Annotated in this window: 19 protein-coding genes; 4 read left to right on the forward strand and 15 right to left on the reverse strand. The window is 73.7% G+C overall.

Annotated elements, in window-relative coordinates:
• Positions 1-15: 15 nt before the first annotated feature.
• Positions 16-2,742, reverse strand: a complete 2,727-nt coding sequence (locus ACWC09_RS00455) for a cation-translocating P-type ATPase (RefSeq protein WP_450847008.1) — start codon at positions 2,740-2,742, stop codon at positions 16-18.
• Between the two features lie 2 nt (positions 2,743-2,744).
• Entirely contained in the window at positions 2,745-3,626 is an 882-nt protein-coding gene (locus tag ACWC09_RS00460; protein WP_450847438.1) for a universal stress protein, read from the reverse strand.
• A gap of 376 nt (positions 3,627-4,002) precedes the next feature.
• Between ACWC09_RS00460 and ACWC09_RS00465 the strand changes: the two genes are divergently transcribed.
• Positions 4,003-6,339: a heavy metal translocating P-type ATPase gene (locus ACWC09_RS00465; RefSeq protein ID WP_450847010.1), complete on the forward strand. Its 2,337-nt coding sequence runs from the start codon at positions 4,003-4,005 to the stop codon at positions 6,337-6,339.
• A 103-nt stretch (positions 6,340-6,442) separates the two neighbouring features.
• Here ACWC09_RS00465 and ACWC09_RS00470 read toward each other — a convergent pair whose 3' ends face one another.
• The 3 genes from ACWC09_RS00470 to ACWC09_RS00480 form a co-directional block, all read right to left on the reverse strand.
• Positions 6,443-7,432, reverse strand: coding sequence for an Acg family FMN-binding oxidoreductase (locus ACWC09_RS00470; RefSeq protein ID WP_450847012.1), 990 nt, complete (start codon positions 7,430-7,432; stop codon positions 6,443-6,445).
• Positions 7,433-7,469: 37 nt separating this feature from the next.
• Positions 7,470-7,736, reverse strand: a complete 267-nt coding sequence (locus ACWC09_RS00475) for an SHOCT domain-containing protein (protein ID WP_450847014.1) — start codon at positions 7,734-7,736, stop codon at positions 7,470-7,472.
• A 122-nt stretch (positions 7,737-7,858) separates the two neighbouring features.
• Complete coding sequence (locus ACWC09_RS00480) at positions 7,859-8,068, reverse strand: hypothetical protein (RefSeq protein ID WP_450847016.1); 210 nt, start codon at positions 8,066-8,068, stop codon at positions 7,859-7,861.
• Between the two features lie 493 nt (positions 8,069-8,561).
• Here ACWC09_RS00480 and ACWC09_RS00485 point away from each other — a divergent pair, with 493 nt between their 5' ends.
• Positions 8,562-8,795 (forward strand): hypothetical protein, encoded by a 234-nt coding sequence (locus tag ACWC09_RS00485; RefSeq protein ID WP_450847018.1) that lies wholly within the window; start codon positions 8,562-8,564, stop codon positions 8,793-8,795.
• A gap of 122 nt (positions 8,796-8,917) precedes the next feature.
• On the forward strand, positions 8,918-9,427 hold the full coding sequence (locus ACWC09_RS00490; RefSeq protein ID WP_450847020.1) for a universal stress protein: 510 nt from the start codon (positions 8,918-8,920) through the stop codon (positions 9,425-9,427).
• Positions 9,428-9,658: 231 nt separating this feature from the next.
• On the opposite strand, the gene ACWC09_RS00495 is transcribed toward ACWC09_RS00490, so the two are convergent.
• From ACWC09_RS00495 to ACWC09_RS00520, 6 genes are all read right to left on the reverse strand, one after another.
• The gene (locus tag ACWC09_RS00495; RefSeq protein WP_450847022.1) at positions 9,659-9,865 is read right to left on the reverse strand and encodes a hypothetical protein; all 207 of its coding nucleotides are present in this window, start codon (positions 9,863-9,865) and stop codon (positions 9,659-9,661) included.
• A 404-nt stretch (positions 9,866-10,269) separates the two neighbouring features.
• Positions 10,270-11,700, reverse strand: a complete 1,431-nt coding sequence (locus tag ACWC09_RS00500; protein WP_450847023.1) for an MBL fold metallo-hydrolase RNA specificity domain-containing protein — start codon at positions 11,698-11,700, stop codon at positions 10,270-10,272.
• Positions 11,701-11,832: 132 nt separating this feature from the next.
• Positions 11,833-12,372 (reverse strand): hydrogenase maturation protease, encoded by a 540-nt coding sequence (locus ACWC09_RS00505; protein ID WP_450847025.1) that lies wholly within the window; start codon positions 12,370-12,372, stop codon positions 11,833-11,835.
• 194 nt (positions 12,373-12,566) lie between these two features.
• Positions 12,567-12,989, reverse strand: a complete 423-nt coding sequence (locus ACWC09_RS00510; protein WP_450847026.1) for an Hsp20/alpha crystallin family protein — start codon at positions 12,987-12,989, stop codon at positions 12,567-12,569.
• A gap of 97 nt (positions 12,990-13,086) precedes the next feature.
• Entirely contained in the window at positions 13,087-13,686 is a 600-nt protein-coding gene (locus tag ACWC09_RS00515) for an Rv1733c family protein (RefSeq protein WP_450847028.1), read from the reverse strand.
• A 99-nt stretch (positions 13,687-13,785) separates the two neighbouring features.
• A complete protein-coding gene (locus ACWC09_RS00520; protein ID WP_450847030.1) occupies positions 13,786-14,520 on the reverse strand; it encodes a CBS domain-containing protein in 735 nt (244 codons plus the stop codon).
• A 248-nt stretch (positions 14,521-14,768) separates the two neighbouring features.
• Here ACWC09_RS00520 and ACWC09_RS00525 point away from each other — a divergent pair, with 248 nt between their 5' ends.
• The gene (locus ACWC09_RS00525) at positions 14,769-16,721 is read left to right on the forward strand and encodes a PAS domain S-box protein (RefSeq protein WP_450847032.1); all 1,953 of its coding nucleotides are present in this window, start codon (positions 14,769-14,771) and stop codon (positions 16,719-16,721) included.
• Here ACWC09_RS00525 and ACWC09_RS00530 read toward each other — a convergent pair.
• From ACWC09_RS00530 to narH, 4 genes are read right to left on the reverse strand one after another with little or no spacing between them, the layout of a single operon-like run.
• On the reverse strand, positions 16,705-17,199 hold the full coding sequence (locus tag ACWC09_RS00530; RefSeq protein WP_450847034.1) for a hypothetical protein: 495 nt from the start codon (positions 17,197-17,199) through the stop codon (positions 16,705-16,707). The genes ACWC09_RS00525 and ACWC09_RS00530 overlap by 17 nt on opposite strands.
• On the reverse strand, positions 17,196-17,924 hold the full coding sequence (narI, locus tag ACWC09_RS00535; RefSeq protein WP_450847036.1) for a respiratory nitrate reductase subunit gamma: 729 nt from the start codon (positions 17,922-17,924) through the stop codon (positions 17,196-17,198). The genes ACWC09_RS00530 and narI overlap by 4 nt, the downstream gene beginning before the upstream one ends.
• Entirely contained in the window at positions 17,921-18,694 is a 774-nt protein-coding gene (narJ, locus tag ACWC09_RS00540) for a nitrate reductase molybdenum cofactor assembly chaperone (protein ID WP_450847038.1), read from the reverse strand. The genes narI and narJ overlap by 4 nt, the downstream gene beginning before the upstream one ends.
• Positions 18,691-20,211, reverse strand: a complete 1,521-nt coding sequence (gene narH, locus ACWC09_RS00545; RefSeq protein WP_450847040.1) for a nitrate reductase subunit beta — start codon at positions 20,209-20,211, stop codon at positions 18,691-18,693. Before narH ends, narJ begins: the two co-directional genes overlap by 4 nt.

The raw sequence follows: 20,211 nt of genomic DNA on the forward strand, positions 1-20,211 counted from the left end.
CCGAGCGGGGCTTCGTCATACTGACCGAGATCGACAGCGCTCCGGCGACGACCTGACCGAGCGCGCGGCGCGCACGGCGAGTTCGGCGAGCAGCACGGTGGACGCCGTTCCCAGGCAGAGCCCCCATTGGGCCGCGGTCAGCGGCACCGTGCCGAAGACGGTGCGGGCCCAGGCCAGGTGGACGGCGCCGATCTGCACGGCGAGCATGCCCGCCAGGCACAGCCACAGCGTCCGGTTGCGGAGCTGGTGGCGGCCCAGCAGCGGCCCGTCGTCCGCGCGGGCGCACAGGGAGTTGAACAGTTGGAACACCACGAACGCGGTGAACGCCATGGTCAGTGCGGTGTCCGTGCCGTAGGCCCGACGGGCGGCGGCCAGGAGCAGTACCGTGCCCAGGGCCATCACCGCGCCGGCCCGGCCGATGGCGGTGAGCCTGCGGGCGTCCAGGATGCGCTCACCCGGGTCGCGCGGCGGGTGCCGCATCACGTCGTCGCGGGGCGGGTCGACGGCCAGCGCCATCGCGGGCGGACCGTCCATGATGATGTTGATCCACAGCAGTTGGACCGCCGTCAGCGGGGCCGGCAGTCCGGCCAGGGAGGCGCCCAGCAGGGCCAGGACGGCACCGATGTTGGTGGCCAGCTGGAAGCGGACGAACTTGACGATGTTGTCATAGATGGCCCGTCCCTCGCGCACGGCCCGCACGATGGTGGAGAAGTCGTCGTCGGTGAGGACCATGTCGGCGGCCTCCTTGGCCACGTCCGTGCCCGTGACTCCCATGGCGACGCCGATGTGCGCGGCGTGCAGCGCGGCGGCGTCGTTGACCCCGTCGCCGGTCATGGCGACGATGTGGCCCCGGGCCGACAGCGCCCGCACGATCGCCACCTTGTGTTCGGGCGCGACGCGCGCGAAGACGCCGATGTCGTCGACGCGGGCGGCGAGCTGCTCCGGTGTCATCCGGTCGAGGTCGGCTCCGATCACGACCTCGCCGCCGATGCCCAGCTCGCGGGCGACAGCCGCCGCGGTGTCCGCGTGGTCGCCGGTGATCATCTTGACGGCGACGCCTGCCGAGCGGCACAGCTCCATCGCGTCCCGTGCCAGGGGGCGTGGCGGGTCGGCGATGCCCGCGACCGACATCAGCGTCAGCCCGGGCAGGGCGAACGGGTGGCCCGTGGCGGGCTGTGTCACGGCGGTGGCCGCGCCCAGGACCCGCAGCCCGGCCCCGCCCAACCGCGCGGTCACGGCGAGGATCTCGGCCCTGCGCAGGTGGCCCAGCGGGTGGACACCGGTCTCGGTGAGGACGTGGGTGCACAGGTCCAGCAGGACGTCCACCGCTCCCTTGACGTGGACACGGGTGCGGCCGTCCGGTTCGGTGTGCCAGGTGGCCATGTACTTGGTGGCCGCGTCGAAGGGCATCTCGCCCGTACGCGGCAGCAGGGCCCGCACTCCGTCGGCGTCCACGCCGGCCTTGGCCGCGAGGACCACCAGGGCGGCCTCCGTGGGATCACCGACGAAGCCCTCGTCGGTCAGGTGCGCGTCGTTGCAGAGGGCGAACGGCAGTACCGCCTCGAGCAGGTCGGCGGCGGGCTCGCGGGTGCCGGGGACGACGACGGCGCCCGCCGTGTCGTAACCCCCGCCCGTCACCTCGTAGAGCCGGCCGGCCGTCCAGAAGGCCCGTACGGTCATCTCGTTCAGAGTGAGCGTGCCGGTCTTGTCGCTGCACACGACCGTCGCCGCGCCCAGCGACTCGACCGACGCGAGCCGTTTGACGACGGCTCCGTGCCGGGCCATGCGGTACACGCCCAGGGCCAGGGTCAGGGCCAGGACGGCGGGCAGGCCCTCGGGGATCGCGGCGACCGCCAGGGCGACGGCGCGCAGGGCGAGGTCCGTCAGCGCCTCGCCGCGGACCAGCGCGGTCAGGGCGTACAGGGCGACCGCGACGCCGCTGAGCAGCGCGAGCCGCTTGCCGAGGCTGTCCAGCTGGATCCGGAGCGGGGTGGCCGGCTCGGTGCCGGTGCGCAACGCCTCGGCGACGGAGCCGAGTTCGGTGCGCATGCCGGTCGCCGTGACGATCATCTCGGCGCGGCCCCGGGTCAGCGCGGTGTTCATGAACAGCGCGGTGGTGCGGTCGGCGACGGGCGCGGAGTACGTCCGGTCGACCGCCGTCACGGCCTTGGCGACGGGCTGGGACTCGCCGGTCAGGACGGCTTCCGCCACCTCCACCGACTCCGCGACGCCGAGGCGGCCGTCTGCCGGCACGCGGTCGCCGGCCTCCAGCAGGACCACGTCACCGGGGACCAGTGCCTCCGCCGCGACCACCCCTTCCACGCCGTCGCGGCGCACCCGGGCGGTGGGCACCAGCATCCGGCGCAGTGCCTCCAGGCTGTGTTCCGCGCGTCGTTCCTGCAGATACCCGAGGACGGCGTTGATCTGCACGACGACCGTGATCACCACGGCGTCCCCGAGGTCGCCGATGGCCGCCGCAACCACGGCGGCGCCCAGCAGGATGCCGAAGAGCCAGTTGCGGAACTGGCCTAGGAACCTCCGCCATTCCGGGCGCCGGGCGGGCTCGGCCAGCCGGTTCGGCCCGCAGACGTCCCTGCGCCCGGCGGCCTCCTGCGCGCTCAGTCCCTTCTCCGGGTCGACACCGAGCCGGTCCGCCACCTCCGCGGGGGCCAGCCGGTAGGCGTCCGGCACCTCGAAGGGCTCGGTCGCGTGTAAGTCCTCCGTGGTCGCGTGTCCGACCACGGTCACTCCCTCCCGGAGTGGATCACGGCGACAGGGCAGTGCGCGTGATGCAGCAGGGCCTGACCGACGGAGCCCAGCAGCAGCCCCGTGAAGCCGCCATGACCCCGGGCCCCGACCACGGCGAGCTGCGCCTCGGCACTCGCCTCGACGAGCGCGCCGCGCACATGGCCCCGGACCAGGCGCCGCTCCACGGCGACGTCCGGGTACTTCTCCTGAAGTCCCGAGACCGCCTCGGCCAGCAGTCGCTCCTCCTCGTCGCGCAGGCGGTCCTCGTCGTACGTCACGAAAGGCGGGTCGGCGGGGCCGTCGTACACCCGCTCGGTGGCCGTGTTCCACACGTGCTGCGCCACCAGGGGGGCAGCACGCAACTCCGCCTCGGCGAAGGCGAACTCGACGGCCGGGCGGGACGCCGGGGAACCGTCGACGGCGAGCAGCACGGGGCCGGACGGATCCGGCCTGCCGCGCACCACCAGCAGCGGACAGCGGCCGTGGGCGGCCAGATGGCCCGCGGTGGAGCCGAGCAGCAGGCTGCCGAACCGGCTCAGTCCGCGACTGCCGACCACGAGGAGGGATGCGGTGCGCGACTCGGTCTCCAGCACCATGACCGGCTCGCCGACCACGCTGTCGGTGACGATCCGCACATGCGGTGCGGCTCTCTGGGCCCGCCGCTCGGCCCTGGTCAGCGTCCGGTCCGCCAACTCGCGGACCCGGGCCGTGCTCGGGCCCCACGCCGTCCCGCCGGGCGGCAGCGGAAGCGACGGCCACCCGAAGGCGTGCACCAGGCGCAGGCCGACGCCGCGCAGAGCGGCTTCCCGCGCCGCCGTCTCCACGGCGGCCAGGCTCGACGGCGAACCGTCCACTCCGACGACCACGGGGCCGTTCATCACACAACTCCCCTTCTCCGCCTGCGGTCCGCGGACGTGGGTGGCGATCTCGGCGCGGGCCGCGGCGACAGCGTCGTACGGCGGGGCGGCGCCCTGACGGGCGGCCGCACTCGCCTCCACGTCTTCAGCGTGACCCGGCGGGCCGGCCTCCCCCAGGGCCGGACGGGTCCCAACGCCGGCCGTCCGGCCCTCCCGCGCCGACGGTCCGTGGGAGACGCTGGAAGAAACGGAGTGGGGCCATACGCGTGGTGCCGCGGCCCGAGCCACCTCACCTGGAAGCTCGGGCCCGTCGCGCGCGCCGTGCTGCCACGCGCCGTGCCCCGTCGCGGTCGTCCCGTACGACTGAGACGCTCCAGGACGTCCGAGCGAGGCTCCCATGGACCGATTCCTTCCGAAGAAGTCACCGCGCCGCCTCCTCGCGGCGCTCCTGCGGCATGTCACGCCCGAGTCGGCCCTTCTGGTCGTGACGGCCGCCGCATTGGCGGCCGGTGGGGTGTTCCGGCTGGCGGGCAGCCCGGGCCCGGCCGATCTGTGCTGGGCTCTTGGCACTGTCGTGGCGCTCGTGCCCGCCATGGGCTGGGTGCTGGAGGCGCTACGACACGGTCGTACGGGTGTGGACCTGATCGCGGTCCTGGCGCTCGCCGGCACACTGGTGGTCGGCGAGTTCCTCGCCGGGGCGCTGATCGGGCTGATGCTCGCCAGCGGCCGCACGCTGGAGGCCGCCGCCCAGCGCAGGGCCTCGCACGATCTGCGCGCCCTCCTGGAACACGCGCCGCGCACGGCTCGTCTGCGCACCGGCTCCGAGGTGAGCAGTGTGCCGCTCGCCGAGGTCGCCGTCGGCGATCTGCTCGTCGTCGGCCCGGGCGAGGTCGTCCCCGTCGACGGCCAGGTGGTCGGCTGCCCGGCCGTCCTCGACGAGTCGGTGCTGACCGGGGAGCCGGGGACGGTGGAGCGCCCGCCGGGCGAGCCGGTGCGCAGCGGGGTGGTCAACGCGGGGAACGCCTTCGAGCTGCGGGCCTCGGCGACCGAGCAGGACAGCACGTACGCGGAGATCGTGCGGCTGGCCCGCGAGGCGGGGGCGGAGTCCGCTCCCGTGGTCCGCCTGGCCGACCGGTACGCGGCCTGGTTCCTGCCGCTGACCGTGACGGTGGCCGGGCTGGCCTGGCTGGTCAGCGGCTCCGCGGTACGGGCCGTCGCGGTCCTCGTGGTGGCGACGCCGTGTCCGCTGCTGCTCGCGGCGCCGGTGGCGATCGTCTCCGGGCTGTCGCGGGCCTCGCGGCTCGGTGTGGTCATCCGGGACGGTGGCGCGCTGGAGGGGCTCGGTCGGGCCCGCACCCTGCTCCTCGACAAGACCGGCACCCTCACCGGCGGGCGTCCGCGGGTCCTCGCCGTGAGCGCCGCGCCAGGATGGCAGCCCGCCGAAGTACTGCGGCTGGCCGCCTCGCTCGACCAGTACTCCCCCCACGTCCTGGCCCGGGCCGTCGTCCGGGCCGCGCGCGAGCGCGGGCTGCCGCTGGCGGTGCCGACCGGGGTGTCCGAGGAAGCGGGCAGGGGCGCCACCGGCACCGTCGAGGGCAGGCGGATGGCCGTCGGGCGTCCGGCCCCCGGCGTCGAACAGGCCGCCTCCTGGGCGCGCTCGGTCGACAACCGCGCGCTGCTGGACGGAGCGGCGGTCGCCTGGCTCAGTGTCGACGGGGTTCCCGTCGGCGCCGTCCTGCTGCGCGACCCGTTGCGCCACGACGCCCCCAGGACGCTGCGCCGGCTGCGCGCGGCGGGCATCGAGCGGCTGGTGATGCTCACCGGCGACCGGCCCGAGCCCGCCCGCGAGGTCGCCGCGGTCCTCGGCCTCGACGACGTGCGCGCCGACCTCAGCCCGGCCGACAAGGTCGCCGCCGTGCGCGCCGAGTGCGAGCGCGCCGTGACGGTGATGGTGGGCGACGGCGTCAACGACGCGCCGGCGCTGGCCGCCGCGGACATCGGCGTCGCCATGGGCGCACGGGGCTCCACCGCCTCCTCCGAGGCTGCCGACATCGTCCTGACCACGGACCGCGTGGACCGGCTGGCCGACGCCGTCGCCCTCGCCGCCCGCGCCCGGCGCATCGCCGTGCAGAGCGCGCTCGGCGGCATGCTGCTGTCCCTCGCCGCCATGGCCGCGGCCGCCCTGGGCCTGCTCCCGCCCGCCGCCGGCGCACTGCTTCAGGAGGGCATCGACGTCGCGGTGATCCTCAACGCGCTGCGTGCCCTGCGCGTCGACCGGACCGTACGACCGCCCCTCCCGCCCGCCACCGAGGCCCTCATCCACCGCTTCGCGGCCGAGCACGACGATCTGCAGGACGTCCTCGAAGCCGTACGCGGCGCCGCCGACCGCCTCGCGGACAGCAGCGGTCCCCAAGCCCTGAAGGCGGTGGGCGACGCGCACCGGATGCTGACGGAGCGGCTGCTGCCGCACGAGTACGCCGAGGAGCACGAGCTCTACCCGGCACTCGCCCCCACCCTCGGCAGCCCCGAGGCGACCGCCACGATGAGCCGCGCCCACGCCGAGATCGAACGGCTCTCCCGGCGCATCGCCACCCACCTCGCCCTCGCCGGCCCCGCCGCGGACCTGCCGCCGGACCAGCTCGACGACCTGCGCGCCTGCCTGTACGGGCTGCACACGGTGCTGCGCCTGCACTTCGTCCAGGAGGAGGAGAACTACTTCGCGCTCGCTCCCTGACCGCCGCCCCCGGCCCGCGGGGTTGAGGAGCACCGTACCGTTCCGGCCGCGGCAGGAGTGTGGGCTGCCGCCGCTCATCACCGGGACGGTGTGCTGCTCCGTGTCAGACGATCTCCAGGACCTGTTCCACGGGCCGTCGCGGACTCGCGGCGCCCGCGGGGCCGTATCCCAGGCGCAGCACCATCTGGACGAACCCCATGGCCGAGGCCGGGTCGCGGGCCAGTTCGCGCAGGTCCTGGCGTTCGAGGCTGTGCGAGGTCAGGGACGTGGCCAGTCCGTGGAGGGTGGCCAGCAGCAGGACCCGTTCCATCGCCTCTCCGGCTCGTAGCCAGTCGGCGGAACGGTCCTGGGTGGTGCCGAGCAGGGCGAGGTTCGGGGCGGTCTCGAAGACGGCGGTGGGGCGGCCGGGGACAGGTCGCCGGCCCGCGAAGTCCCGCACCGGTGCCCGGCCTCCCCTCCTGCTGGGCCCGAAGGCGTAGTCGGGGATCCCGTCCCTCGCCGCCTCCGTCTCCTTCGCCCCGACCCGGGTCCAGGCCCTCAGCTCCTCCAGGTACGCGGCGTCGGCGCTGTCGCGCCCCTCGGCGTCACGGACATGGTCCAGCAGTGACTCGGTGTGCCAGCGGTCGGGGAACACCAGCTGGGCGCCCTCCCGTTCGGCCGCGTCGCGCAGCGCCTCCCGCACGACGGCCGGGATCACCCTGTCCTCGAACGGATGGCGACTGGTGTGCCGGCGGCTGATCGCGGGGGACAGACGGGCCAGATCACGGTCGGCGCGGTGGACGTCCAGGACGCGGACGATGGCCAGCAACCGCGGGTCGGCCGGGTCGGGCAGCATGTCGACGTCCGCGTGCCGTCCGCCGTCGGCCACCGCGACGCGCAGGTTGAACAGGGCCGCACCGCAGCCCAGGTGCAGGCCGCGCAGGTCGGGGTCCGCCTTCGGCATCGCCCGGTCGAGGTCGGCCCGCAGTTCGAGCGTGCGGCTGCCGGAGACATGACGGAATCGCCAGGGCTGCGCGTTGTGCAGGGACGGGGCGGCCGTGGCGGCGGCCACCAGGGCCGTGACCGTCGTGGTGTCGAGTGGTGGTGCCGACATGGCGCACCTCCCATCGGAAGCGGTAGGACGGCCGCGGTCAGTGCTTGGTGAGGGTGGGGCCGTCGCCGCGCAGCACGGCCAGTCGGCGGCGGTACTCCTCCTCGTCCACCTCGCCCCGGGCGAACCGTTCGGCGAGCAGCTGCTCCGGCGAGCGGCGAGCGGTGGTGTCCCGGGGCTCGGAGGTGCGGTTGAGGCTGCGGTAGAGCAGGACGGCGACGCCGATGAGCAGGGCCCACATCAGGACCATGCCGACCGATGTCGCGAACCAGTCCCAGCCCGTCATGTCATGGTGGTTCCAGTACATGTCAATCCCTTCCCGCTCACTCGGACTGCTTCACGAGACAAGCCTCGTCCAGCCGGTCGACCGGGGGTATGGGCCATCAGGTCTCCGCTCCGGCCCATCAGGCCCAGACCCGGTCCCGGCCGTCAGTCGACCAGCGGCAGCCGACCGCTCTCCTCCGGCCGCAGGCTCACCGCCCGGTCCGCCAGCCGCACGTCGATCGCCGACGCCTCGGAGCGGGGCGAAGCCGTACGACGAGGCTCCGGCAACGGCACCGGATCGAGCCACAGGGCTCCGGACCGGGTCTCCGGGCCGGTGTGGTGCCGCCGTAAAGGGTCGGCGACGTCGCCGCGCACGACGATGGCGGGGCAGTGGGCGCGGGCCGCGACGGTCGGACCGGCCGAACCCGGCAGCAGTCCCGCCGGCTCGCTGCGGCCGCGGCAGCCCGTGACGGGGCGTGTGGCCCGCGCGCAGGAGCGCGTCCGCCGCGCCCTCGCGGACCACCTCGCCTGCCACCTTCGGCGCGGGTGCGCCGCGACGGGCGGGCGAGGCCCGTGGAGGGCACGGCGCGCTCGCGAGGCCCCCGCAGGAGCCCGCGGCGGCGCAGGGGGACGTTCGGCCCGAACGGGCGGTGCGGGAGAGCGCGAGCGCGACAGGCGAGCTCCTCTGCATCGGGGGATTCTCGCAGGTGAGGGGCCATTTGGGCACGGCCCGTGCCCGTTCAGCCCCTGGGATACGGCCGCCACGGCACCGATGCTGGAGGTGAGCCGCGGGGGAGGCCGTCGGCGTCCCGGTCCGGCTCATCGGCATCGAGTCCGTCCGAAGACGGGCGACCGAAGGAAGGCAGTCATGTTTCTTCCGCTCTTCCTGGTGGGCGCGGCCATCGTGGGCGCCTGCATGGTGTTCGGCTACAGCCAGTTCATCGTCGGCTTCGCGCTGATGACGGTAGGCGTTCTCGGCCTCCTGATGTTCCTGTCCACGGCGGGCATGGTGAAGCGCCCGGGTGAGAAGGGGACGGTCATCGAGGAGCGCCACTACATGGGCACGGGCGAGCACGACGATCGCCGTCACCACCACCTGTGATCCAGGCTCGTGACACCCGGTCCGGAAGGGACCGTTCGGCACCGGTACACGGCCGTCCGACCCACGCCCCGGCCTTCCGGGCCGGGGCACGGTGGATCCAGAGGTCGACCGGGGAGGCAGTCATGAACGAACGAGCCGTCGCCGACGGCATCGTGGTGGGCGTCGACGGGTCCGAGGCGTCCGTGGCCGCACTGCGCTGGGCCGGGGAGCAGGCCCGCGCCCTCGGCACCGGCGTCGTCGCCGTGCACGCCTGGGAGCCGGCCACCGCCCGGTTCGCGCCCTACGCTCCGTCGTCCGGCCGACCGACGCAGGACGAGCAGCGCCAGGCGGCCGCCGAGCTTCTCGCATCGGCCGTGCGCAAGGCGTTCGGTGCCCGGATCGGCCCCGGTGTGCGGGCCGTTGTGGTCGAGGGACCACCCGCGCGGATGCTCCTGCGGCAGGCCCGTGGCACGGTGCTGCTGGCGCTCGGACGCAGGGCCGGGGGTCAGTGGGACATGCCCTCGCTCGGTGCGGTGGGGCGCGAGTGCCTGCGGCACGCCCGGGTGCCGGTGGTGATGGTGCCGGCTCCGGATCGGGTGGTCGCCCCGCCGGCCGGTGTACTGAAGGCGCTCCCTCGCAGCGGTGCCGCGTGACGCGCGAGCAGCTGTGAGCCGCGGCCGCGGGATTCCTTCGGGAACCGCGGTCGCGTTCATGTTCGGCCGAGATTCATGTACCGACGAGGTTCATGTACGGACGAGTCGGGTCGGTGTCGCTCGCGGACGGGACGGCCGGGTCCGGCGACGGCGGGCCGCCGCGGTGTGGAACGGTGCGGATCCACGGCGGCGCATCGGTCGGCGTACGGCGGCTGCTGCCGCGTCACCGGTTCAGCTGCGGACGGGCGTACGGTGGTCCGCGGCCGGGGGCCGGTGCGGGGCCCGCGCGGGCGGCATCGGCGGCCGGTGCCCGCGGCGGTTCGTCAGCCGCACGACGAGCGTGTCGAACAGTGCGGTGAGGACGAAGGTCACGGCCATCGCCGCGACCAGCAGGATGGCGAACCGCTCCCAGAACTCCGCTGTCAGGGTCGTACCCACTGTCCTCCCCCCTCTCGGGTCGGTGTCGTTCGGGTGTGTTCCTTCACTTACAGCCAACTCCCTTGCGGGCTGCGGCACATGAGCCTTCCGGCCCGGACAGGGGTCTGGATCGGCCCTTGTGCCCGGGCTCCGGATGCCGGGGCCGTGTGGGCCGGTCGGCCCCGGGGCCGGGAGTGCGGGAAGGCCCATCGCACGGGGCGGGTCGCCTCATGGTCGTGCGGTGCGTGGCGGACGACGCTGGGGGTCACACGCGGCGCCGGGACTGCCGACGCGGACGACGACACGGGAGGCGACGGCCATGAGGCGAATACAGGAGACCAGGCGTCCCCGCACACCGCGTCGGCCCGAGCCCCAGGACCTGCGCACGCCCTCCGGGCGACGCCTGCCCTACTGAGCGGCCGGCCTCAGCGGACCAGCACGTGCTCGCCCGAACGCGGCACCACGGCGGTCCAGCCCAGAGCGTGGTCGATACGGTCGCGCAGCGCCTCGGCGGCCTCCTGCTCACCGTGGACCACATAGGTGACGTGCGGGGCGGGCGCGCCGCGCAGCCACTCCACGATGTGCGCGGCATCGGCGTGGGCCGAGAAGTGCGGCACATCGGCGACCTGGGCCCGCACGGGGACGTACTCGCCGAACATCTTCAGCGCCGTGGCTCCGTCGACGAGGTCCCGGGCCCGTGTCCCCCGCGCGGCGAAGCCGACCACGACGACGGCGTTGCGCGGGTCGGGCAGCAGGCGCCGCAGATGGTGCAGGACACGTCCGCCGGTGGCCATGCCGGACGCCGAGACGATGACCGCCGGTCCGCCCCTGCGGCCGAGTTCCAGGGATTCCTCCAGCGACCGCACGGCCCGGAACGGCTCGGGGCTCAGGGCCGCCGTCCCGGTGGCGGTGACGTCCGGCCTCAGGCCGGGGGCGCGGGTGAGGAGGGCGTCCCGGTAGACGTCGAGGGCGGTCAGGGCCATCGGGCTGTCGACGTACACCGGTACGGAGGCCGGAAGCCGGCCGTCGCGGCGCAGTTCCGCGAGCTCGTGCAGGACGACCTCGGTGCGGTCGAGGGCGAACGCCGGGATGACGACGGTGCCGCCGCGGGCCAGGGTGCGGGTGATGACGTCGGCGAAGTGGGTCCGGCCTTCTCGCTCGTCGTGGCGCCGGTTGCCGTAGGTCGACTCCACCAGCAGGACGTCCGCGCCGGAGAAGGGTTCCGCGGGGCTCAGCAGCGGGTGGCCGGGGCGGCCCAGGTCGCCGCTGACGGCGAGGGTGTGGCCGTCTTCAAGGGTGAGCCGGGCCCAGGCGGACCCCAGGATGTGACCGGCGGGGTACAGGGCGAGCCGGGTCCCTGTGGCGATGTCGACGGGCGCGTCGTACGGCACGGCCTCCACGAGCTTCATCGTGCGGTCCACGTCGGAGTCGTCGTACAACGGCTGCGCGACACGGTGTTTGGACCAGCCGTGCTCGTTGGCGTGCCGGGCCGTCTCCAGCTGCAGTTTCGCGCTGTCGCGCAGCACGATCTCCATCAGGCGTGCGGTGTACTGCGTGGTCACGATGCGCCCGCGGAAGCCGTGGCGCACCAGCCGGGGCAGATACCCGCAGTGGTCGAGATGGGCGTGGGTGACCACGACGGCCTCGATGTCGGTGGCGTCGCACGGCAGTTCGCGCCAGTTGCGCCGGCGCAGGTCGGCGACGCCCTGGAAGAGCCCGCAGTCGACGAGCACTCGGGCACGGTCGCTCTCGACCAGGAACTTGCTGCCGGTGACCGTCCCCACGCCGCCCAGGAAGGTCAGCAGTGCGGGCCGGCCGCGCGGCCGTTCGTCGGGGCGTATCGGCACAGTGGTCATGGCCTGTGGGTCTCCTTCGCGCATGAGGGCCGGTCGGCCCTGGTGCCCGCCCGGCGGGCGTGGTGTGCTGGATGTGGCGGGAAGGACCTGACGAAGACGCGGAGCAGCGGTCTCGAGCCGCGCACCGCGCAATCAGGATCCGCGAGAAGCGGATGGGTCCTTCCCGCCCTGTCGCGCGGTGTCGCGCGTGGCCGCCGTGCGGTGCCGGACGATCTCGTCCTCGACCCGGCCGGTGAGGAGGGCGACGGTTCCGGCGACGGGCGGGGACAGCCCGCCCCCCTGTGAGATGTCGTCCGCCTCGACGGCGTACGCCACCAGGTGTTCGGGCAACCGGTCCAGTTCGCCGGCGAGTTCGACGGCCGCGCCGAGCCCGTGCGGCTCCATGGCGTCCGGGCGCCCCAGCTCGGCGGCGTCCAGGTCCAGCCGGTGGACGCGACCGGGGTGGCCGGTGCGGACATGCGCGGACTCCAGCACCACGGCGAGTTCCGCGTCCTCCCACAGTCCCATGAGGTGTCCCGGTTCGCCGTCGCACTCGGCGAGCGTCGTGCCCGGGGGCAGGGGGCGTGCGGCGGCTCGCTCCCGCAGCCGGGCGAGTACCGCCGCGCCGATGCCGTCGTCGTGCCGGAGCCGGTCACCGACGGCGATGACCGCGATGCGGGTGGAGACAGCCATGGTTCCTCTCCCTCCACTGCGTGTTCCTCCAGCGTGCGGGGGTCCGGGGGCCCTGGCATGGGCCGAAGGGCCCGGTCCGGGGACCGGGTGGCCCGTGACGGGTCGCTCCCGCTGTCCCGCATGCCCGCACGGACGTGTGCGCGACCGGGCGTTCCCGGTCGCGCACACGGGGTGCGACGCGGCGAGCCCTGCTCTCAGCCGTGGCGCACGGGGATGGTCCTCGTGCCCGCCTTCTTCTCCGGCACCGGGACCTTGATGGTCAGTACGCCGTCCTTGTACTCCGCCGTGGCGTCGTCGCCCGCGGCGCCGGCCGGCAGCCGCACGGAGCGGGTGAAGGTGCCGTAACGGAACTCCGTGTGGTGCTTGACCGTCGTCTCCTCGGAGCGCTCCGCCCGCAGGGTCAGCAGGCCTTCCGTGACGGTGATCTCGACGTCCTTGGCGGGGTCGATGCCCGGGAGCTCGGCCCGCAGCACGTACGTCCCTTCCTCCAGGCGCTCCTCGATACGGATGCCGTGCGTCCCGGGAACGGTGTGCGCCGCCGGGAGCCCGCCCTCGACCCAGCCGAACAGGTCGGGGAACGCGGGCCAGCCGGGCAGCCGTTCGATCATGCCGCTCATGTCACCCTCCTCTTCGTTCTCCCACTCACAGCGTCCCGCTTCACGGGCCGCCGCCGCGTGAGCCGTCCGGCCCCGCTCGCGGCCCGAACGGACCCTGTCAGCCGCTCGTCCGCCGCCTCCACTTGGGGCCGACCTGCTCCCACTCCGCCGCCCACTCCGCCAGGCGGCGCCGGTCCAGACGGGCACGTGCCAGCCGTCCGCCGACCAGCACGACTCCCCCGGCACCCAGCCCGGCCACCCCGGCCGCCAACGCCGTCTGGATGCCCGCCTCGGTGACGGAGGAGGGCCTCGCGACCAGCTTTCCGCTGCCGTCGGTCCACGCCGTGACCTGTGTGCCCGCCGCACTACCGGGCTCGACCCGGGTGCGGCCGGTGTGCGCACTGCCGTCGGCGCCGGTCCAGCGCACCGAGGCCCACACCGTTTCATGGTCGCTGCCGTACATCGTCACGACCGGCATCCTGGCCGCGTCCTCCATGAGCACGGCCGGGACGGGACGGACCTCCGCGCGCCGGGCGGTCAGACCGTGCTGCACCTGTGTGCCGACGGCCATCCCCGCGAGCAACCCCACGGCCAGCGCGAGGATCCAGCCGGCGAGCACGATCCAGGCCTCCACACGGTCGCTGGGGCGCCTCAACGGGTTGTGCCGCCACCGCCACAACGGCACATTCCTCACTCGGGTTCGTCGTGTCGTCGCCATCGGTCGGTGTCCCTTCACGCGTGTCCCGCACGGCCTGGTTCCTCGTCCCGCAAACGTCGCAGGTGCGGCGACCGCGGAAGAGGGGCCGTCCGGGGGCGATCAGCGGGCCGAGCGGGCCTGTCGGGGGTCCGTCCGGTCCCCGGTGCCGTCGGCGGCGTCGGGCAGGTCGGGGTCGAGGTCCGGGCGGCGGGGCGGTCCGGCGAGCCTGCAGTCGACGTCCACGACGCCCTCGACGGCCCGCGTCAGACGGATGGCGACCGGCACGAACGCGGTGTCCCGGACCCGGCCGGTGAGCCGTACGACTCCGTCGCGCACCCGCACCTCGATCGGCTCGAACGGGTCGGGGAAGAACGGGGCGACGATCTCGCGGCGGACCTCCTGCGCGATGTCCGCGTCCTCGCGCAGAAACACCTGCAGCAGGTCGGAGCGGCTGACGATGCCCTGCAGCACCCCGGACTCGTCGACGACCGGCAGCTGCTTGACGCCGTACCGCGCCATGGTGCGGGCCGCCTGCGCGAGCGTGGCGTCGGCCCGGACGGTGAGCGCGGGGGCTGTCATCAGCTCGCCCGCCGTGCGCGCGCCGGCCTTGGCGAGGTCGGTGGCACGGGTGAGTCGGGTGTGCCGGTCGGGGGAGCTGTCCCGGAACTCCTCCTTGGGCAGCAGGTCGGCCGCGGAGACGACGCCGACGACCCGCCGGTCCTCGTCGAGCACGGGCAGGGCGCCGACCTGCCACTGGCGTATCGCCTTGACGATGTCCTTGAACGGTGCGCCGCTCGCCAGGGCGACGACGGTGCGGCTCATCACATCGCTCACGGTGCGCGGGGTGCCGTACATGGTGTCCTCCGGCGGGTTCGGGCGCGGGGTCCCCCTGACTTCAGGCTGGGTCACCGGCGCGCGCAGGACATGGGCCGAACGGCACAAGTGCCTGAGCCGTGCGGGCACTTCCGCCACGGCCCGGCCATCCGGCAGCGCGACAGCGGACAGGATCGGCCAGTGTACGGACAGTAAGCGACAACGCAGTGTGGCGGCGGGGCGGAGGCGGTGTGATGTCCGGATCGTCGCTGGGTGGAGGTGAGCCGGAGATGACCGACGTCGTCGAGACGGGGCAGGTGCCTGCCGCCGTCGGAGGGCCGGAGCGGTGCAGGTGCGCGGCCGCGGTCTGCGAGAGCGGGCCCGGAGGTGCCGAAGAACGGTTCCGGGGGTTGCTGGAGGCGGCGCCGGACGCCATGGTCATCGTCGACGACACCGGAGTCATCAAGCTGGTCAACGCCCAGACCGAGGCCCTCTTCGGCTACGGCCGCGAGGAACTGCTCGGCCGTCAGGTGGAGTTGCTCATGCCGCACCGCTTCCGGGGCCAGCACACCCTGCACCGGGGCGGTTACGCCGCCAACCGTCAGGTACGCCCCATGGGCGCCGGATTCGATCTGCACGGGCTGCGCAAGGACGGCACCGAGTTCCCCGTGGAGATCAGTCTCAGCCCGCTGGAGACCTCGGACGGGCTGCTGGTGTCCGCCGCCGTCCGGGACGTCAGCGACCGCAAGGCCGCCGAGGCCCGCATCAACGAACTCGCCGCGCTGGTCGAGTCCTCGCAGGACGCGATCCTCGCCAAGACGCTCGACGGCTACATCACCTACTGGAACGCGGCCGCGCAGGAGCTCTACGGCTACACGGCCGAGGAGGCCATCGGCCGGCACGTGTCCCTGCTCGCCCCGACCGACCTGCAGGACGACATCGGCTGCCTGTTGGAGCGGTTGCGGGGCGGCGAGAAGGTCGAGCACTTCGAGACGCTGCGGGTCACCAAGACCGCGGACCTGCTGGACGTCGACGTCACGCTGTGGCCGACCCGAGACACCGGCGGCACCGTGGTGGGCGCGTGCGCCATCGTGCGGGACATCAGCGACCGCAAGAAGGCGGAGGCCGAACTCACCGCCCTGTACGAGCAGCAGCGGCACATCGCCCTCACCCTGCAGCGCAGTCTGATGGGCACCCCGCCCTCACTGCCGGGCCTGGCCACGGCGAGCCGCTACCGGCCGGCCACGCAGGGCGCGGGTGTGGGCGGCGACTGGTTCGACCTGATCCCGCTGGGCGCGGACCGGGTGGGGGTGCTGATCGGTGACGTCATGGGCCGTGGCCTGGAGGCCGCCGCCGTCATGGGGCAGCTGCGCTCGGCGGCGCACGCGCTCGCCAAGACCGGTATGCAGCCCCGCCAGTTGATGCAGGCCCTGGACATCTGCGTGGCCGACCTGGACGTGCCGGACCAGCTCGTCACCTGCTGCTACGTCATCATCGCGCCGGACGCCGGGACGGTGACGGTGTGCTCGGCCGGACATCTGCCGATCCTCGTCGCGGGCACGGACGACGGGGTTCACCGTCTGCCCTCCCCCGTCAACGCACCGCTGGGCGTGGGTGGCGTCCTGTACGAACAGTCCTGTACGGCGATCCAGCCGGGCGCGACCCTCGTGCTCTACACCGACGGCCTGATCGAGACGCCGGGGAGTGACATCGAGGAGCGGGTCGGCGAACTCACCGTCGTGCTGGACGAGTTCTTCGCCGGCACGCCGGCTCTGGAGACCGCGGCCGACCACGTGCTGGCGAGCCTGCTGCCCGGTGCGGACAGTCATGACGACGATGTGACGCTGCTCCTGGCCCAGTTGCCGGCCGCGCCGCTGGCGGCGATCGGCATCGACCTGCCGGCCGTCCCGTCATCCGTGCCGGAGGGACGGGCGTTCCTCCACAAGGCGCTCACCTCGTGGAACTGCGCCCCGAGCGCCGACGACGCCCTGCTGCTGCTCTCGGAGACGCTGACCAACGCGGTGCAGCACGCCGAGGGTCCGGTCGGCCTTCATCTGCACCGCACGGACACCGATCTCACCGTGGAGGTCAGCGACCGCAGCCCGCATCTGCCCCAGCCGCGCCTCGCCGCGGAGGACGAGGAGTCCGGGCGGGGCCTGATCCTGGTACGCGCCCTCGCCGACACCTGGGGCGTACGGCCCACCGACGAGGGCAAGACGACGTGGTTCACGCTCCGGCTGTGAGCCGCTCCGTCCGGGCCGCCCCCTCGGGCCAGACGACCTCCACCGGAATGCCGCGGGCGCGCGCGTAGGCGACCAGATGGGCGGTGGCGTCCCTGCCGTCGGAGGGCGAGCCGTCCCACACCGCGAGGACGGCGCTGCTCGCACGGACGAGGCCCTCGTCGGCACCGATGCGGGCGTCGCGGTCGGCCGGGTCGAACGCCGCCAGCCGCACCTCCTCGGCGAGCAGCAGCAGTTCGCGCGCCCCCTCCCGGTCCGGCCCGGGAAGTACCGCGGGCACGGAGTGCTGCGTCGGAAGCAGTACCACGAGCCTTCCGCCCGCCGCGCGCACCGCCCGCCCGAAGGCCACCGGCAGTCCCGCCCCGGCCCGCACCAGCCCTGCGACGCCGTCGTCGAGGCGTTCCAGGCGGTCCCGCAGTTCGACCTCCACGAGCTTCGACGTGGCGTCGGTCAGATCACCGTGCCCCACCGCGACGATCACCGGACCTCCTCGGGTATGGGCCTGCCGCCCCGCACCACCTCGGTCCGTCGCCGGTACACCAGATACGGCCGGGTCAGATAGCCGACCGGCACGCTCCACACGTGCACGAGCCGGGTGAACGGCCAGGCGGCGAAGAGCAGGCAGGCGGTGAGGGCGTGGAGCCGGAAGAGCAGCGGGACGCCGGTCATCGCCTCCGGCCTCGGCCGGAGGGTGAAGACGCCGCGGAACCAGAGGGAGACGGTCTCCCGGTAGTCGTAGCCGCCGCCGAAGACGTTGTGCGTGGCGGTCGCGGCGATGCCGAGCAGGACGGTGGCGGCCAGCAGCGGGAAGAGCAGTTTGTCGCTGCGGTCGGTGGTGAGCCGGATCCGGCGGGTCAGCAGCCGTCGGGCGCAGAGCATGCCCAGGCCGGTGACCATGGCGACGCCCGCGACGGAGCCCAGCGCGACGGCCGTGGTGTGGTAGGCGTGCTCGGAGACGCCGGCGGCCTCGGTCCAGGAGGCGGGCACGGCGAGGCCGACCACGTGTCCGGCGATCACCGCGAAGGCTCCCAGGTGGAACAGCGGGCTGCCCCAGCGCAGCCAGCGGTGTTCCAGGAGCTGGCTGGTGTGGGTGGTCCAGCCGAACTGGTCCTGGCGGTAGCGCCAGACGTGCCCGACCACGAACACGGCGAGGCAGACGTAGGGAAAGGCGACCCACAGGAGCAGGTCGGCGGCGGAGGCGTTCATCGGCTGTCGTCCTGACGTGCGGCCGGGACCCGGGTGGGCGGGGCCTGCCCGGGCGGGGTGAAGGTGCCGGGCGGGGCGAACTCGCCGTTGCCGTACGGGTCCAGGCCCACGTCCTCGGCGGGCGGGCCCTCGGCAGCCAGTTGCGCCACCGCGGCCAGGTCCGCGTCGGTGGGCGGCGGCAGCAGTGTGCGCAGAGCGGCGAGGAGGTGCCGGTAGGGCGAGTCGGCGTCCGTCAGGGCCTGATGGATGAGCTCCAGGCCGCGCCGGTGCTGCCGCAGGGGCGCCTCGCCGCGGCCGGGGCCGGCCAGCGCGGCGAACTCGAGCACGACCGGCAGGTGGTCGGGCAGTTCGCCGCCGTCGATGTCCCAGCCGGCGGCCTTGTAGCGCTGGGCGAGCGTGAGCAGGGCCATGCCGCGGCGACGGGTGTCGCCGTGCAGGTAGTAGGTGAGGTAGAGGCTGCTCTTGCGGCGCAGGTCGAACATCTCGACGTAGTGCCGCTCCAGTGCCTCGGGCTCCTCGCCGGTGAACCAGTCCATGAAGGCGGCGAGTTCGGCGGCGGCCGGGGACGGCGGCAGAGCGGTCACGGCGGCCGCCAACCGGGGCCTGCCACCGGTCAGTTCGGGGTCCGGATACTGCAGGAGCAGGGAGAGCAGCCGCAGCAGCAGGACGCGACGTTCGGCCTCGTCGGGGGTCGGCACGGTGTGGCGGCGGGCGGCCGCGCGGATGCGGGTGCGGACGATGGCCGGGATGGTGGCGGGCAGCGGGGTCATGCGTGGCCTCCGTCGGTGGAGCGGCGCAGGGTGGGGATGCCGAGCATGACCCGGCGTTCGGACGGTTCGGCGGAGTCCACGGGGCAGCGGCTGTCCATCGCGTTGAGCGCGGCCGCGTCCTCCTTGTGGGCGGCCGGGACGACGTATCGGTCCTGGTACTTGGCGACGGCGAGCAGCCGGTGCAGGTCCTCGGCCTCGCGTGCGGTGAGGCCGACCGCCGTGAGCGCCGACTCGTCGGGCTCCTCGCCGAGCGTGCGGGCGCGCATGTGGGAGCGGAGTGCGGTGAGTTTCATCAGGACGCCGGCCACCACGTCGGTGTCGCCCGCGGTGAACAGCTCCGCGAGGTACTCCAGCGGGATGCGCAGCCGGGTGACGGCGGCGAAGACGTGGTCGGGGTCGTCCTGGTTGCCGCCCGCGCCGGTGACGGCGTCCAGGACCGGGGAGAGCGGCGGGACGTACCAGACCATCGGCATCGTCCGGTACTCCGGGTGCAGCGGCAGGGCCACCTTGTAGCGCATGACCAGGTCGTACACCGGGGAGCGGCGGGCCGCCTCCAGCCAGTCCTCCGGGATGCCCGACTCCCGTGCAGCCTCGATCACGTCGGGGTCGTGCGGGTCGAGGAAGACTCCGCGCTGGGCGTCCAGCAGGTCCTGCTCGTCGGGGGTGGCGGCAGCCTCTCCGACGCGGTCGGCGTCGTAGAGCAGCAGCCCGAGGTAGCGCAGCCGGCCGACGCAGGTCTCGGAGCAGACGGTGGGCTGGCCGGCCTCGATGCGCGGGAAGCAGAAGGTGCACTTCTCGGCCTTGCCGGTGGCGTGGTTGACGTACACCTTCTTGTACGGGCACGCCGTCACGCACATCCGCCAGCCGCGGCAGCGGTTCTGGTCGACCAGGACGATGCCGTCCTCGACGCGCTTGTACAGGGCGCCGGACGGGCAGGCGGAGACGCAGGCGGGGTTGAGGCAGTGCTCGCACAGGCGGGGCAGGTGGAAGAGGAAGGTCTGCTCGAACTCGAACTTCACCTTCTCGGCCCATTCCCCGGTCAGATTGGGGTCGCCGCCGGCGTTTTCGGGGGCGCCGCCGAGCCCGTCCTCCCAGTTGGCGCCCCAGGTGATCGCCGTCGGGCGGCCGGTGAGGACGGATCGGGGGCGGGCGACCGGGATGTCCTGGCCGGCCGGGGCGCTGACCAGGTTGTCGTAGTCGTAGGTGACCGGCTCGTAGTAGTCCTCGATCGCCGGCAGGTCGGGGTTGGAGAAGATCGACAGGAGCCGCTTGATCCTCCCGCCGGAGCGCAGGACGAGACGCCCGCGCTTGTCGAGCATCCAGCCGCCCTTCCACTGCTGCTGGTCCTCGTAGCGGCGCGGGTAGCCGACGCCGGGCTTGGTCTCGACGTTGTTGAACCAGGCGTACTCGACGCCGGGCCGGTTGGTCCACGTCTGCTTGCAGGTGACCGAGCAGGTGTGGCAGCCGATGCACTTGTCGAGGTTCATCACCATCGCGATCTGGGCCATCACACGCAT

Source organism: Streptomyces sp. NPDC001617, assembly GCF_053596855.1.